Annotated in this window: 9 protein-coding genes and 3 pseudogenes; 10 read left to right on the top strand and 2 right to left on the bottom strand. The window is 68.1% G+C overall.

Going from position 1 to position 15125, the window contains the following annotated elements:
* Positions 1 to 75 precede the first annotated feature (75 nt).
* Positions 76 to 893 (top strand): IS5 family transposase gene (locus AOQ37_RS39180; RefSeq protein WP_445407664.1). Its coding sequence is split into 2 segments (ribosomal slippage): positions 76 to 420 and positions 423 to 893, totalling 816 coding nucleotides; the frame shifts between segments, so codons are not numbered across the junction.
* 381 nt (positions 894 to 1274) lie between these two features.
* Positions 1275 to 1810, top strand: a pseudogene (locus AOQ37_RS40135) (IS5 family transposase); the annotation flags it as partial.
* Between the two features lie 21 nt (positions 1811 to 1831).
* On the opposite strand, the gene AOQ37_RS33300 reads toward AOQ37_RS40135, so the two are convergent.
* Entirely contained in the window at positions 1832 to 2356 is a 525-nt protein-coding gene (locus AOQ37_RS33300) for a transposase (protein ID WP_234437083.1), read from the bottom strand.
* A gap of 70 nt (positions 2357 to 2426) precedes the next feature.
* Here AOQ37_RS33300 and AOQ37_RS41545 point away from each other — a divergent pair.
* The 3 genes and pseudogenes from AOQ37_RS41545 to AOQ37_RS33290 form a co-directional block, all read left to right on the top strand.
* Positions 2427 to 2591: pseudogene (locus tag AOQ37_RS41545) on the top strand (transposase); the annotation flags it as partial.
* 1623 nt (positions 2592 to 4214) lie between these two features.
* The gene (locus tag AOQ37_RS33295) at positions 4215 to 5315 is read left to right on the top strand and encodes a helix-turn-helix transcriptional regulator (RefSeq protein ID WP_063781205.1); all 1101 of its coding nucleotides are present in this window, start codon (positions 4215 to 4217) and stop codon (positions 5313 to 5315) included.
* A 192-nt stretch (positions 5316 to 5507) separates the two neighbouring features.
* The gene (locus AOQ37_RS33290) at positions 5508 to 5990 is read left to right on the top strand and encodes a hypothetical protein (protein WP_062650062.1); all 483 of its coding nucleotides are present in this window, start codon (positions 5508 to 5510) and stop codon (positions 5988 to 5990) included.
* Between the two features lie 65 nt (positions 5991 to 6055).
* Here AOQ37_RS33290 and AOQ37_RS38130 read toward each other — a convergent pair.
* Positions 6056 to 6460 (bottom strand): annotated as a pseudogene (locus AOQ37_RS38130) (response regulator transcription factor); the annotation flags it as partial.
* A 208-nt stretch (positions 6461 to 6668) separates the two neighbouring features.
* Here AOQ37_RS38130 and AOQ37_RS33280 point away from each other — a divergent pair.
* The 5 genes from AOQ37_RS33280 to AOQ37_RS33260 all read left to right on the top strand — a co-directional run bounded on the left by AOQ37_RS33280 (position 6669) and on the right by AOQ37_RS33260 (position 15022).
* Positions 6669 to 7565, top strand: a complete 897-nt coding sequence (locus AOQ37_RS33280) for an alpha/beta fold hydrolase (protein ID WP_234437082.1) — start codon at positions 6669 to 6671, stop codon at positions 7563 to 7565.
* Positions 7566 to 7948: 383 nt separating this feature from the next.
* Positions 7949 to 8731: an SAM-dependent chlorinase/fluorinase gene (locus AOQ37_RS33275; protein ID WP_159401398.1), complete on the top strand. Its 783-nt coding sequence runs from the start codon at positions 7949 to 7951 to the stop codon at positions 8729 to 8731.
* A 2-nt stretch (positions 8732 to 8733) separates the two neighbouring features.
* Entirely contained in the window at positions 8734 to 10533 is a 1800-nt protein-coding gene (locus tag AOQ37_RS33270) for an asparagine synthetase B family protein (protein ID WP_062650057.1), read from the top strand.
* 26 nt (positions 10534 to 10559) lie between these two features.
* The gene (locus tag AOQ37_RS33265; RefSeq protein ID WP_062650055.1) at positions 10560 to 12089 is read left to right on the top strand and encodes an amino acid adenylation domain-containing protein; all 1530 of its coding nucleotides are present in this window, start codon (positions 10560 to 10562) and stop codon (positions 12087 to 12089) included.
* Complete coding sequence (locus AOQ37_RS33260; RefSeq protein WP_062650053.1) at positions 12086 to 15022, top strand: condensation domain-containing protein; 2937 nt, start codon at positions 12086 to 12088, stop codon at positions 15020 to 15022. Before AOQ37_RS33265 ends, AOQ37_RS33260 begins: the two co-directional genes overlap by 4 nt.
* Positions 15023 to 15125: the final 103 nt, after the last annotated feature.

Raw genomic sequence — 15125 nt, 5'->3', positions numbered from 1 at the left:
CTGCGTGCGGCTAACTGGCTCTAACAAAAGCTGTTGATCATGTGACTGTGGGCTTGTCCGCTCGTTGGTCTGGTCGTGGGGAAACGTCAGTCGCGACCGTGGATCGTGTCGGATGAACTCTGGTCACTCGTCGAGCCGTTGCTGCCCGTGCCGGGTCCGAAGCTGGTTGAGGGCAGACCTCGGGTGCCGGACCGCCAGGCTCTGTGCGGGATCCTCTTCGTCCTGCATACCGGGATCCAGTGGGAGTACCTGCCCCAGGAGCTGGGCTTCGGCTCGGGGATGACGTGCTGGCGGCGCCTGGCGGCCTGGAACGAGGCCGGCGTCTGGGACCGGCTGCATGTGCTGTTGCTGGAGAAGCTGCCGTCGAAGGACCAGCTGGACTGGTCGAGGGCGGTGATCGACTCCTCGCATGTTCGCGCAGCCCGGCGGGGCCCAAAAGCGGACCCAGCCCGGTCGACCGCGCACGTCCGGGCAGCAAGCACCACCTCATCGTCGACGGACAGGGCATCCCGCTCGCGGTGTCGCTGACCGGCGGGAACCGCAATGACGTCACCCAGCTCCTGCCACTGCTGGACAAGATCCCGGCCGTCGCGGGCCGGGCCGGCAGACCGCGCCGACGGCCCGACGCGCTGCTGGCCGACCGCGGCTACGACCACGACAAGTACCGCCGCCTGCTCTGGCAGCGTGGGATCCGCCCCGTGATCGCCAAGCGAGGCCAACCACACGGCACTGGCCTGGGCATCTTCCGCTACGTCGTCGAGCGCACGATCGCCTGGCTCCACGGCTTCCGCCGCCTGCGCATCCGCTGGGAACGACGCGACAACATCCACGAAGCCTTCCTCGGACTCGCCGTCTGCCTGATCACCCACCGCCACGTCCAACGGCTTTGTTAGGGACAGTAAGCCGCGAGGCGAAGTGCAGAGCGACTCCCGATATGTCTCACTGCCATCCCACCTCCGAGCAGCTGTCCCGGGGCATGTCCGGGCCAGGGCTCAGCTCACGCCTCCTCTGCTCTGCCGTCCTGCCCCTCCCGCCTTCGCATCGACTCCTCGATCAGACTGTTGGCATGGTTCCGCGCCTCGGCCAGAAATTCGGCGTAGTAGCGGAAGAGAACCTGGATGCTTTGTCCGGCACGGGGCGCACACTCTGCCGGGTCGACACCGGAGGCAAGCCAGAACGAGATCCCTGCGTGGCGCAGGTCGTAGGGGCGTTTCGCAAGCTCAAGGGCGTGTTCATCGAAAGTCAGTGCGGCCTCACGCGCACGTCCCCATGTGATGCCGTACTGGGAGCTGTTCCAGCGGGTGGTTCCAGAGGCGCCGCCGCGGCCGCAGGGTGGCGGCCGGCGTCGACACGGCGACCGTGAGGTCCTGGCAGCGATCATCTTCGTGGCGACCTCGGGCTGCACGTGGCAGCAGGTGCCGACCGCCTCGTTCGGCCCCTCCGGTGCGACGGCCCACCGGCGGTTCACCGAGTGGACCAAGGCTCGGGTGTGGGCCGGACTCCACCGGCTGGTCCTCGATGAACTCGGATCCCGTGGCGAACTGGACTGGTCCCGGTGCGCGATCGACTCGGTCAACATGCGGGCCTTGAAAAGGGGGAGCTGACAGGCCCGAATCCTGTGGACCGGGGCAAGTACGGGTCAAAGATCCACTTGATCACGGAGCGGACCGGCCTGCCCCTGTCCGTCGGTGTCTCGGGCGCCAACACGCATGACAGCCAGGCACTGATCCCGCTCGTGAAGGGCATCCCGCCGATCCGCTCACGCCGCGGCCCCCGGCGGCGCAGACCCCGCAAACTCCATGCGGACAAGACACCCCATGCAGCTATCGGGTCAAGCAGCTGCGGCGAGTGGTGCTGGTTTCTGCGGGGCGAATGCGATCGCTTCGTCGAACTTCTGGTGGGTGGTCAGGCAGCGGTGGAGCTGGCCGAGCATGCGGTTGAAGAGGTTTCGGAGAGCCGCGTAGTAGCGATCGCCGGTCTCTCTCCGGCGGTTGTAGTGGTCGTGTGCGCCGGTTGAGGCGGTGAGTGCGGCGAAAGCCCAGTGCCGGCCGGTTGCGGCCAGGCGGCTGTTCTTGATCCGGCGGTGGCTGACGCGGCGGCTTTTGCCGGACTCGCGCGTCACGGGGGCGCTTCCGGCGTAAGCCTTCAGATCGCGGGCTGTGTCGAACCGGGTGTGGTCGTCGCCGATTTCGGCGAGGAGCCGGGCGCCGGTCAGCACCGCGAGGCCCGGAAAGCTTGTGATGATCTCCGCGTCGGGGTGCTGGAGGAAGAGCTCCTCGGTGGCGCTTGCCAGCTCGTCGCAGGCCTTGCAGGCCGCTTCGAGCTGGGCGAGCAAGGCAAGCGTCTGGTGTCCCATCGCCGTTTCCACCAGAGCCAGCTGGCGAAGCCAGGTCCGGCGGAACACTTCGAGCAGGCGGTCGGTCTCGGCCTCGACCCATCTCGGCCGCCGTCGCTGGACCATAGAACGCACGATGTCCTGGCTCACCGGATGCCGTCGACTGCACCGGCGCTACAAACGCAAAGCCGATCACTTCCTCGCCTTCACCAGCATCGCTTGCACCCTCATCTGCTACCGCAGGCTGTCCAAATGAGATGGCCTCTACATGGCGATCATGTCCCTCGACCCCACGAGCAAGGGCCAGGCCCGCTGGAAGACCGCGCCGAACGCCTTCGACATCACCTTCGACGGCCGCCCCTCGGCAGCCCGCCGGTAGTCCCAACCACCCCAGTTACACCGCTCGTTCGACAGACCCTCTGCCGGAGTCAGCTGCTGCCGCAGCTCAGAAACCGGGTCAACCGGTGAAAATCACTCACCTCATGGTGTGGCCGCTGAAGAAGCTCAGTGCCTCTTGGACACTTCCTCCTGGAGGTCAGCTGTCGCGCTGTCCCCGAAGCCTGACGCTCGGACGGGAGAGCCGCTGAGGCACGCGCGCTTCGCGGAGCCGGTCGCCGGCGAGGGAGTCGACAGTGCCACCCCTCCCTCGCGCGAGCTACACGGGGTGTCCACCGCAGGGTGACTTGGGAAAGCGGCGCCGTTCCTAGGCTGGATCTTGCCTACGACGAGAGCGGGAAGACGATGGCCATCGAACAAATGGATGCCCCAAGGGAGCCGGCGACCTCCCCTTACGGGTGGATCGCCGACGGAGGAAATGGCCGCGCCGATCAGGCCGCCTTCGCACTTGGCCTCTCTCCCCGGCGGGCCGCCGCGGCCCTACAACAGCTCAGTGACATCGGCCTCACCAGGACCACCCGGTCCGACACCCACGAGATCACAGCAGTGGATCCAGACGCCGTCGCCACGAAGTCGACCGCACCGCTGCGCGATTCGATCCGCCGTCAGGAAGAACACCTGGAACAGATGAGGAGCGGCATCGACCGGTTACGCGACCGCTTTCGCAACCGTCCGCCGAACGACCAGGACGTCGGCGTGACTGTCGTACCCACCCCGGAAGAGGTGCGGGCAGCCTCAACCGTGCGTCGGCAGAGTGCCGCGAAGAGGTGGGCAGCAGCCAGCCCGGCGGCGGCCGTATCCCCACAGCTATGGAGGAAGCCCTGCCTTGCGACCACGCACTCCTTCGTCGGCTACGTCTCAAAGAACGATCCAGAACCCGCGTCGGGCGTCTGCGAACTGGTGGAGCAGGGTGAAGGTCCGCTCCACGACGTAGCCGGGTCTGCCCAGGCCCTTGACATCAGCGGTCCGGGCGGCACCAGCAAGTTCCGTCCCGGCCGAACCCCAACCCCAACCCCAGCTTCAGCTTCAGCTTCAGCTTCAGCGGCAGAAGTTACCAGGCAATGTCCTGGTGCGGTCCTTGTCATCGGCTACGCGACGAGCGGCGTTGCCGATCACCGATGCCCCACCGACCGCCTTCTGCCGGCCACCGGCCGAAGACGCGGGAAGGCAGGAAAATTCCCGCCACTGCAAGGCCCGCACTTTCTGACGCAAAGTCAAATCTTATCGAGCTGTGACTTCACTTGGAAAAGCGACCGTCTCTGTTGCGTAATCGTATGGTCAAGTGCGTTGACGACGGCCGGGGGAGTAGATCTGGACATACATGAGCGCCCGCACGTCACATTAATCCCGGGAAAGAGTTTTGCGATTCGCGCAAGCATTCCTTTGGGCAGGAGCATACCGAGGTAGATTGACAAAAGGCACCCGAATCGCCGACAATCGCAAACCCTTCCGGAAGTTGAACAATCATGCGGATACTGAACGGATGAACGACCCGAAAAACCTGTCGGCCCCTCTTCCGATCGAGGAGGGCGACATCCCCGTGTACGGATGGCTCACTAGAAGGGGAGGCGGCCGCGTCAATCAGGCGGCCTCCGAACTCGGCCTCTCCCCGGACCAGGTTGTCGCGGCGCTGGAGAGACTCCGGGGGGCCGGACTGGTCAGAACCCTGCGGTCCGATCCCCACGAAGTCCGGGCCGTGGATCCCGATGTCGTCGCCACGAAACTGACCGCACCCCTGCGTGACTCGATCCGCCACCAGGAGGAGCAGCTGAAGCAGATCAACAACCACATCGAACGGCTGCGTGACCGCTTCTTCGACCGTCCGAACCACCAGGACCTCACCCTGGAGGTGGTGCCCACGCTGGAGGAGGTACGGGCAGCCCTGAACCGCGCGTCGGCAGAGTGCCGGGAGGAAGTGGTCAGCAGCCAGCCCGGAGGCGGCGGCCGGGTCCCGGAGGCCATGGAGGAAGCGCTGGAGCGCGATCACGCGCTCCTCGCCCGCAATGTGCGGATGAGGACGCTCTATCACCACACGGCCCGCTTCAACGGCCCGAGCCAGGCCTACGTCGCGGCGGCGACGGCCCTGGGCGCGCAGTACCGGACTTCGCACGAATTATTCGGCCGCCTGATCATATTCGACCGGAGCCTCGCCTTCATACCCGAACGTTCAGGCAGCTGGGGAGCGATCTCGATCCGAGAGCCGTCCGTCGTGGAATATCTTTACGAGATATTCGAGCAGTACTGGATCTGCGCCACCCCTTTCTCGGACGCCGCCCAGGACGGCTTGGAGCGCGTGGCGAAGGAGATGCATCAAACTATCATAGATCTCCTCGCCGCCGGCCTTAAGGACGAGGCAATTGCACGACGTCTGGGAATGTCGCTCCGCACAGCCCGTCGACATATCGCCGACATAATGGATAACCTGGGCGCCGACAGTCGTTTCCAGGCGGGAGTTTTCGCCGTGAAGGCCCAGCTGACTCAACGGACGCCGCCACTCGGTACCGAGCAATCGTCACTTGCGCTCGACGACGCCGTGTTGGAGAGTCACGGCCAGGAGGGCGAGAGCACATCGAACAACGCGTGACAGCAGGCTCGGGAACCCGCCTCCACCCATACTCCGCCGTTCGGAACTCGCTGTCCGTGAATACCGTGGATTCTGTTCGGTTTCAGCACGTCGAACCGTTGAGGCATTTTCCAAAATCTCGTTCACCCTGACTACTTTCGGGTAGCCTACCGAGTCCACTGCACGAAAAGAGGACCGCATGAGGAGACGAGCATGGCCGGAGCACCAGGTCTTCCATCCGATCTGGAGGACTTCCTCGGCGACGTCATCATGTGTTTCGAAACTCATGGCGGTCGCAGCGCCGCGGTGGTCTGGCCCCAGGGTGAAGCCTCGGTCGTGCGGGCTCTGGTGGCCGCCCACGGGCAGGGCGAGTGGGATCAAGAGGGTGTGACGCGCACCGTCGCGCGCAGGCTGGGCGACCTGATCGGACGGCGGACCTGCGCCAGGTACCGCACCATCCATGCCGGGCGCACCGAGAAGAACACGCTCATCGAGTCGGACATCATCTCCTTGATCCTGCGAGGCACAGTGGAGGTGCACCTTTCGCCGGTCGGGCCCGGTTGGCCGGTCACCGTGGGACAACTCCGCTACCGGTTGCTGGTGGGCGAGGTTCTTTACGTTCCGCGGGGATTCGACTGCGCCCTCTCCACACAGCACGCTGTTGCGCTCCTGGTGGAACTGACGGTCGAGAACTGACCGGCCACAGACTTCCGGGCCGGCTCACCGCTCCCCGGCATCACCTCGGACACACCACCACGGCATCAGGAGATGTGCTTGTGACGGGGAGCGGAAGCCGTCGGCCCTCGGTGGCGGAGCACCGGAAGAAATGCCGAGTTCGGCGGCAGGTTCGACACCGCCCCGACCGATGCGTTCCCGGAGTTGCCCGCGATCGCCTGTACGGGGCGGAGATCGGGTTCTTCTGCCGCCCGGTCGACGTCGCCGTCCAGGAGCAGGGCATGCATGAGTAATTGCATACGGTTGCGCGCACCGGTTTTGGCGCGGATGCGCCGGATGTAGGTGTCAACGGTATGCCGGCTGATCTGCATGCGCTGCGCGATCGCATAGTACGTCAATCCGTCGGCCAGATGCACCAGCACCTGTCGTTCCTGCCGGCTGAGCGACGCCGCCACGGCGTCGGCGGTTTCGTCCATTCGCATACTGCCTTCCTGGGCGTGAAGCGATTGCGGCTGTCGCTCGGCAGAAGGTCACGCACATCGCACAGGTCGCGCGCAGAGGCCGAGACCCGAGTGGGCCACCAGAAGCGACTCGCGTGTTCCACGCTCTCCGCAACTGAAATCCTTACAGAGAAACGGCTTGCCGGGTCTCGGCCGCCCCCTCATCAAACTGCCGAACAGCAAGAGGACCGGGCGCATAGTGGAAAAAGCGGACGAAGAGATGCCGCTGCCGACGAAGTGGTGCGTCGCTCCGATGCACATGCTGTACAAGTGTCAACGGTTAAGGAGGCGCATGCGCACACTGCGAGTGAAGAGCGCACAGTTCGTCCTTCAGGACGAAGGGGAGGGTGATCCGGTCCTTCTCGTCTCGGACGGCGGTGTACCGGGCCGGGTCTGGCATCTTCACCAGGTGCCCGCCCTGCTTCGCGCCGGCTTCCGTGTCATCACCTTCGACCGCGATGCGCCGCCGACACCGGAGTCGGCTCCGGGGCCGGGGCCGCGACGCGGCGCCGCTGAACTTTCGGACCTGATCCAGCAGTTGGAACTCGCTCCGTGCCGGGTCGTCGGCGTCTCGCACGGCGCGGAGATGATCCAGGAGCTTCTGCTGACCCGGCCCGAGCTGTTGAGCCATGCCGTTCTGATGGCCACGCGCGGCCGGGACGACCTGTTCTCCGAAAAGATGGCCGATGCGGAGCGGGACCTGCTGGCCCACGGCACCCGTCTGCCTCCGCGGTACGCGGCGTGGCTGCGCGCCGCCCTGAACCTCTCCCCCAGCACCTGGCAGCGCGAGGAGGAAGTGCTCGACTGGCTCGACCTGTTCGAAGCCTCCGAACGCGCCGGCGCGTCGTCCATGCCGACGGCGTCCGACGAGGAGCCGGGAGACCGGCTGCAGGCTCTGGGGCAGGTGAGGGTGCCGACCCTGGTCATGGGCTTCGAACACGACCTGATCGTGCGGCCGCACCTGTGCGCGGAGGTCGGTGCGGCACTCCCGCGCGGGCAGTACGCGCAGATACCGGACTGCGGCCACTACGGGTATCTGGAGCAGCCGGTCAGGGTGAACCAGACCATGCTGACGTTCTTCCGCTCCTGCACCTGAGACCTGAGACCTGAGACCTGAGACCTGAGACCTGAGAATACCCGCCGTCGCCAATGCGCCTCGGCGAGAGCGCACTTCAGCGTCGGCCGGAGCAAGGTGCCTCGGTACGTCCGCCGTGCCCGCGCCCGTGCGCTTAGCGCGCACCAGGCGGGCCGCCACCTGCCGCCGCATGCCGGTGAACCGGAGGCTGCACGGATCCTCCGCTCCGGCCGGCACCCGGACAGCCTGCGGTCGTCCCACCCGCACCTACGGTCACATATGACCGGTATGCGGAACAATGAGCCCCTGTCCTTATGATGCCAAACAGCTTGGTGAAGCCTGCGAAGCCTGGCGCGATAATCCGGTCCGACGACATACTTGAGCCCGACAGGAAGGGTTCTGTAATGGCTCGAATTGTCATGGTCACCGATTGTAAAGATGTCGCCTTCAACGAGCTGCGTGCCGCTGTCTACAAAGAGGCGGATGAGATGGGAAGCTCGATTGCGATCGAGCCGATCGTAGCCGTGGAAGAATTCTCGGAAGTCAATGCGGCCTTCCTGACCCGCCTGGTGGCGGAAGGATATCCGGCGGGGACGGTGATCTACACACTGGTCTCGAAGGGCTCGAACGTGAGACCGTCGCACGACGCCATCTGGGGCGAGACACGCACGGGCCACATCTTCGTCGGTTCCAACTTCGGTTATTTCGGCTGGCTTGCGCGTGACCTCGGCATCAAGCACGTGTACGAGATCCGGGACGTGCCGCAGAAGAATTTTTCCGGGAAGACCTTCATCGCGCCGATCGTGGCGCGGATCGCGGCCGACGACACCTCGGGGCTCACCGCATACCCGTACGAGGAGTCGAAGATCGACGACACGCCTATCGTCGAGGGCACCGTCACGCACGTCGACAACTTCGGCAACGTCAAGGTCATGACGGAGATCGGCGAACTGCCGCACGGCCGAACGCTCGCGCTCGCCTTGAACGGGACCGCGCTGTGCGAGGCGGTTCACATCACGAACCAGATCTATCTTCAGCCCGATCCCGGTAAGGTCGTGGCCTATCGCTCCACCTCCTTCCCGGATATGACCGACATCGGCACGGTGCGCGGAAGCTTCGCCGGAAGCCACGGGATCCGCGTGGGAGATCGTCTGACCTGGACCACCGAGCCGTCGGACAAGGGCTGACCATGGGCGCCATCACCGGCTGGACGGACCCGGCGCGCGATGTGCGCGAGGCCGACGCCACCGTCGCTCAGCTGATCGCATACCTCACCCCCCGCGCGCGGGGCGCCGCCTCGCTGTGGTCGGACCGGGAGGCGATGCTCGCCCATCGCGCCGACCCGACGTCTTCCGAAGGCACCGGACTCGCCGAGTTCCGGGAGGACGACCGCACCATCGCGGTCGCGGTCCTCGACGGCTACCTCCAGAACACCGAGGACCTGGCCGGCGCCCTCGGTGCGGAGCGCGGTGCGGGACCGGCCGACGTGCTGCTGCGCGGATACCTGGCCTGGGGCACTGCCGTGGCGGAGCGTCTCGAGGGCAACTTCGCGTTCGCCGTCTGGGACGCGCGCGCCCGGCGGCTCGTCCTCGGCCGCGACCGCATCGGCATCACGCCGCTGCACTACGCGCGCGCCGACGACGGCACTTTGTTCTCCTCGGACCTCGCCGCGATGGTCGCCCATCCGCTGCTCCGGGCCGAGATGGACGCCGAGGGCCTGTGCGCTGCGATCACGCAGATCCGTCCCCCCGGACGATCGGCCCTGCGCGGAGTGCGGGAGGTCCCGGCCGGCTGCGTCGTCGTGCTCTCCGGAGCGCACGAGGAGGTGCGCCGCTACTGGACGCTGGAGGCCCGCCCCCACGAAGACGATCTCGACGCCACCCTGGCGCGCGTACGGGAACTGGTGGAGGACGCCGTCACCCGTGATCTGCGCGGCATCCACCCGGCGATACTCCTCTCCGGCGGCCTCGATTCAAGCGCGCTGACGGGCTGGGCCACGAGGCTGACCGCCCGGTCGCCACGCACGTTCACCGTGGCCTTCGGCGACGGGGCGGCGGCGGTACCCGACCGTCCCTACTCCCAGGCCGTGGCCCGGATGTGGGACACCGAGCACCGTGAGGTCCTCGTCCGTCCCCAGGAGCTCTCGGACCCGGTCGTGCTGGCCGCGGTGCTGGCGGCGAAGGACTACCCGTGCCCGTTCGGTGACAAGAACATCACCCCCTACCTGTTCAGCAGGCGCGTCGCCGAGCACACCGCGGTGGCGCTCAGCGGTGAGGCGGCCGACACCGTCTTCGGCAGTCTCGGTGGCCGGATCAAGGACGGATACGAGCTGAGCACCTTCCCGTGGGTCGAGAAGGCGTGGAAATGGGGCGCGCGCAGTGGACTCGGCACCGGGCTGTTCGATCCGAAGCTGCTGGCCGAGATCGGCTCGGAGGCCTATCTCGCCCTCAGATTCCGCGAGGCACTCGACGAGGTGCCCTGTCTGCCCAGCGACCCCCAGCTCAACCGCCTGGGACGGCAGTACGACTACCTCACCGTCACCCGCATGCTCGACCAGGCCATCAACCACTCCGAGCGCCTCGCCGCCGCCGCCGGGCTGCAACTGCGCTACCCGTTCAGCGACCACCGGCTCTTCTCCTACCTCTACAACGTGCCCGTCGAGATGAAGTGGTACGACGGGCGGGGCAAGAGCCTGCTGCGTACCCTCGCGCGGGACCTCGTACCGGAATCGGTGCTCTCCCGGCCCAAGGTGCCCTATCCGATTACCTACGCGTCGCGGTACAAGGCCGCGCTGGCGGCACGGCTGCGCGGCCTGCTCGACGACTCGGACGCTCCCGTGCGGCCCTTGCTCGACATCGCCGCGGCGCGCCGGATCGCCGCCGATCCCGACCTGCTCGACCGCGGCGGCTGGTTCGGCCGCGCGGACGTCGAATTCGCCCTGAACCTCGACGCGTGGCTGCGCCGCCTCCGTGTGCACCTGCGCCTGTGAACCGCGACGAGACGAATGGATGCGCGATGTACTCCCTCTTTCGTGACCAAGCGACCAAGCGCGGTACGCACCCCGCCGTCCGCGACGAGCAACGAACCTTGAGCTACGCCGAGCTGGCCGACCGTGCCGAAGCGCTCGCCGCTTCACTGCGCGAGCGCTTCGGCGACGACGACGTGCGGATCGGGCTCTACTGCGGGCGCACGGTCGACCTGGTGACCGCGGTGCTCGGGGTCGCCGCGGCCGGATACACCTATGTGCCGCTCGACCCGGTCTACCCGGAGTCCCGGCTGGACTTCATGGCCCGGGACAGCGGTCTCGCCGCCGTCGTCTCGGACCGTGCCCTGCCTGCGGTGTTGGCCGGGACCGACGTGCTGCGCATCGACGCGTACGACCGGGAGGCCGCGGCGCGGCCGCGGGAGGGGCTTCCGGAGCCGTCCCCGGACTCCACCGCGTACATCATCTACACCTCGGGCTCGACCGGCAGGCCCAAGGGTGTGGCGGTACGCCGCCGGTCGGTCGCGGCGCTGGTCGGCGGCGTGCTGGACGGGTACGACTTCGGCACCGAGGACGTCTGGACGCTCCTGCACTCCTACTGCTTCGACGTCTCCGTCTGGGAGATGTGGGGCGCGCTGGCCAGCGGCGCCACACTGGTGGTGGTGCCCACCGAGGTGGTGCGCTCGCCGCGGGCCACGATCGACCTGCTGACGCGTCACCGCGTGACGGTCATGAGCGTGGTGCCCACGGTGTTCCGCTACCTGGCCGCCCAGGTGCGCGCGTCCGGGCGCTGGCCGAGCACGCTGCGGCGCGTCGTCTTCGGTGGCGAGGCGGTCGACGTGGCCGATGTCAGGATCTGGCGCGAGACCGCCGGAAGCCACTGCGAGTTCATGAACACGTACGGCATCACCGAGATCACCGTCTACGCCAGCACCCGGACCTTCAGCGACGCCGAGCTCGACGCATCCGGGGACGACCGGGCGTTCGCCGCCGAACTGGGCCGCCCGATCCCCGGATGGGAGATCGCGGTGCTCGACGACGAGGGCGTACCCGTCGCGCTCGGGGAGACCGGCGAGATCTGGGTCGCGGGCGTCGGGGTCGCGGTGGGCTATGTCAACCGGCCCGACCTCACTGCGGAACGCTTCCGGATGCTGGAGGTCGGGGACGGGCCGCCCCGCCTGTTCTACCGCAGCGGTGACCTCGCCCTGCGCGCCGCGGAGGAGACGTACCACTTCGTCGGCCGGGCCGACCATCAGGTCAAGATCAACGGCTTCCGCATCGAACCGGGGGAGATCGAGGTGGTGGTGCGGGGCATACCCGGAGTGCTCGACGCCGTCGTCACGGCGGGCAGCAGCCGCCGCGGCGAACCGATGCTCACCACGCACTACACCACCGAGTCCGGACTCACCCCCGAGCGGCTGCGCGAACTCGTCGCGGCCGAGATGCCCGCCCATCTCGTGCCCGGCGCGTTCGTCCGCATGACCGACCTTCCCCGTACCGCGTCGGGCAAGAGCGATCGCAGGGCGCTGAGTGAGGACCTCACCGAAAGCAGGTTCGCATGACCGACGAGACCGAGCGCCTTCCGCTTTCCGTCAACCAGGAGGCGATGTGGGTCGCGTGGCAGCGCGACCCCGAGCAGCGGTCGAACATCATCCCGCTCCCGTTCGAGGTGGATGGGCACCTCGACCTGCCCCGGCTGCGCCGAGCCGTGGAGGCCCTCGCCTCCAGGTATCCGCAGCTGTGCGGACGGGTCGTCACCACCCCGGACGGCCCCGCGCTGGACTGGTCGGACGCTCCCGCGATACCGGTGCGCGAGACCGAACAGGCCGGCAGCCGGGACGAGGCGCTGCGGAGGCTGTGGCAGCAGCCCTTCGACCTGCGCAACGGCCCGCTGCTGCGGATCGACGTCCTGCGCCGCGGTGACTCGCAGACCCTGCTGGTGGCGGCGCACCACCTCGTCAACGACGGCGCGGCCGTGCTGATCATGATGGACGCGCTGCGCGCCGCGTACGGCGAGGGACCGGCCGCTAACGGGACGGCGGCCGATCTCTCGGCGGCGCGCCACCACGCCGAACGCTCCAGGGAACTCGCCGACGGGGACACGGGACAGCCGCACCGCGCCTACTGGCGCGCGATCCTCGGCGACGGCGGCCCCGACTTCGAGCTGCGGCGGAACACCGGGCCGGGCCACTACACGATGCTCGGCGACGACATGCCCCGTGACCTCGAGGCCCGGTTGCGGGCGTGCGCCGAGGAGCACGGCGTCTCCTACGTCACGGTCCTGCTCGCCGGCTACTTCGCGCTGCTGCGCCGGTGCTCCGGCTCCGACGATCTCCTGGCCTTCGTGCCCTTCCACGGCAGGGCGACCCCGGAACTCGCCGATCAGGTGGGCTATTTCGTCAATCCGCTTCCTGTCCGGCACCGGATCCGCGCTTCCGACCGGTACCGCGACCTGCTGACCCGGGTGCGCCTGGAGGTCAAGGACGCCCTGCGGTTCGGCGAGCTGCCGTTGACCAGCATCATGCGCGCTGCCGGGCTCTCCGGCCCGCAGGCCCATGCGCGGACCCACCAGGCGTTGTTCCAGTACTGGCATGCGGGACTGCGCCCTGGCACGGATCTGCAGCATCTGGAGTTCGACGGTGCCGTGCTGCGGCTGCTCGACGTGGAGAGCAACGCCGGGTTCCAGCTCGCCGTCATGGTGCGGGAGGACAACTCCGGCACCCACGTGCTGTGGAAGGATCCGGGGGGCGTCTTCGGGCCCGCCCAGGTGCAGGCCATGGCCTCGGACTACCTGGACGTGCTCGCCGCCATCGCGGACCGTCCTGGCGCGACCGTCGGCGCCCCGATCGCCCCGTCCGCCGCCCCGGCGGCTGAGCTGCGGCCGGAACGGCGGCCGGAAGCCGAGCCCGGTGCCGCCGTTGAGCGGACGGGGATGATCGAGGTCTGGCAGAAGGTGCTGGGCGTGCCCGACATCGACTGGCAGGACTCGTTCTTCGAACTCGGCGGGCATTCGCTGCTGGCGGAGGCACTGGTCGAGGCCGTGGGCGCCCGTTTCGGCGTCGAGGTGTCCCTTCGCACGCTGTTCGACCACCCGCGGCTGTCGGATTTCGCCGAGCAGGTGCTCAGTGCCCCCCGGGGCGAGTCCGCCGGCAGTGGGCCCGAGGCGGGGCCGGCCCCTGCGGAGGACGCCGATGCGCAGTGGCGGCCCTTGCCGCACCGGATGGCCCTGGGACTGAGCCGGGAGCAGCGGCCGGACGGCGTCATCCCCGCGGAGAGCATCATCTGCAAGGTCTTCGAGTTCCCCGGCCTCCGTGTCGATCGGGCCCGGCTGGACCGCGCGGTGCGCTGGGCCGCGGCGGTGAATCCCGCGCTGACGGCCGAGTACCGCATCGACGCGTCGCACGGCCCGCTGTACCGGACCCGTCCGCCCCGTCCCGGGCTGGTGGAACTGGTGCGGTCGGCGTCGGACGACTGGGAGGCGGTACGCCGCACCGCGGACAAGATCGCCGGTGAGGAGATCGTGCGCGACCTGGACGTGCGTGAGGGCCGAGCGCTCCACGTGGCCTGTGTGCACGGGCCCGCAGCCGGCTTCGCGCTCGTGATCAGGGTCGACCACTCGGTGTGCGACGGCCTGTCCTTCAACCGCTTCCTCAACGACGTGAGCGACGCCTACGCGACGGACGACGAACAGGGTTTCCGGACCGGGCACACTCGTCCCGACCTCGCGGAGATCGCCGTCGCGGAACGCCACGTGCTCGAAGGCGCGGGTGCCCAGGCGCTGCGCGCGGCCTGGCGCGCCCGCCTCCCGCGAGGTGTGCCGGAGATGTTCGTCAACGACGCGACACCGTGGTCGCAGTGCCCGCCCCACGGGGGCACCGTCCAGGTCACGCTGCGCGGCGAGGAGTACCGGCAACATCTGGCGGAGGTACGGCAGCACCGGGTGACCGGATTCATGGTCGCCACCACGAAGATCCTGCGCGCCCTGCGGCCCGCCCTGCTCAATGACGAGCTCGCCTTCTTCTGCCCCTTCCCCGGACGTTTCGTGCCGGAGGCCGCGGGCACCGTCGGCAACTTCGTTAACCTGCTGCCGGTGCTGGTCGACTCACCGCGCGGCGCGGACACGCCGAGCACGCTCAAGGCGGTCCGTAACGCGATGCTCTGGACCCTCCAGCATCAGGGGCTGCCCTTCGCCACGGTGCTCGACGAGGTGCGCGAGGTCGACCCGACGGGCGAGCAGTATCCGAAGAAGCGCCGCTCCCTCTTCATCGCGGGCAACGAGCCGAACCACTTCACGCTCGACGGCGCCTCCGCAACCCCGCGGGTGCCCGACCTCACCTCCGCCATGTTCGATCTCAGTGTCTGGGTCACCGACACCGGCTCGGAACTGGCCTGCTCCGCGGTCTACCGCCGCTCGCTGCTGGACCACGAGACGGTGCGCGCGGTGCTCGCCGCGGTCGGTACACCGTTGGAGCCTCTCCCGGCCGACGACCTGTGACCGAGCCGGCCGGGACGCGGGCACCCGCCGGGACGCGGGCACCTGCCGGGCCGCCGGGTTGAGGCCCGGCCCCGTACCGTCGGCGGGCCACGACCCTGGTCGT

It is taken from the genome of Streptomyces maremycinicus (assembly GCF_001184025.1).
In the GTDB taxonomy this organism is placed as follows: Bacteria; Actinomycetota; Actinomycetes; order Streptomycetales; family Streptomycetaceae; genus Streptomyces; species Streptomyces maremycinicus.
Note: the sequence above shows the minus strand (reverse complement) of the source record. Positions and strands in the feature narration are given on the sequence as shown.

Excerpts from the sequence above, each read along its gene's own strand:
- AOQ37_RS33295 (WP_063781205.1), top strand. The coding sequence starts at position 4,215 with ATGAACGACCCGAAAAACCTGTCGGCCCCTCTTCCGATCGAGGAGGGC.
- AOQ37_RS33260 (WP_062650053.1), top strand. The coding sequence starts at position 12,086 with ATGACCGACGAGACCGAGCGCCTTCCGCTTTCCGTCAACCAGGAGGCG.
- AOQ37_RS33300 (WP_234437083.1), bottom strand. The coding sequence starts at position 2,356 with ATGGGACACCAGACGCTTGCCTTGCTCGCCCAGCTCGAAGCGGCCTGC.
- AOQ37_RS33275 (WP_159401398.1), top strand. The coding sequence starts at position 7,949 with ATGGCTCGAATTGTCATGGTCACCGATTGTAAAGATGTCGCCTTCAAC.
- AOQ37_RS33270 (WP_062650057.1), top strand. The coding sequence starts at position 8,734 with ATGGGCGCCATCACCGGCTGGACGGACCCGGCGCGCGATGTGCGCGAG.
- AOQ37_RS33290 (WP_062650062.1), top strand. The coding sequence starts at position 5,508 with ATGGCCGGAGCACCAGGTCTTCCATCCGATCTGGAGGACTTCCTCGGC.
- AOQ37_RS33265 (WP_062650055.1), top strand. The coding sequence starts at position 10,560 with ATGTACTCCCTCTTTCGTGACCAAGCGACCAAGCGCGGTACGCACCCC.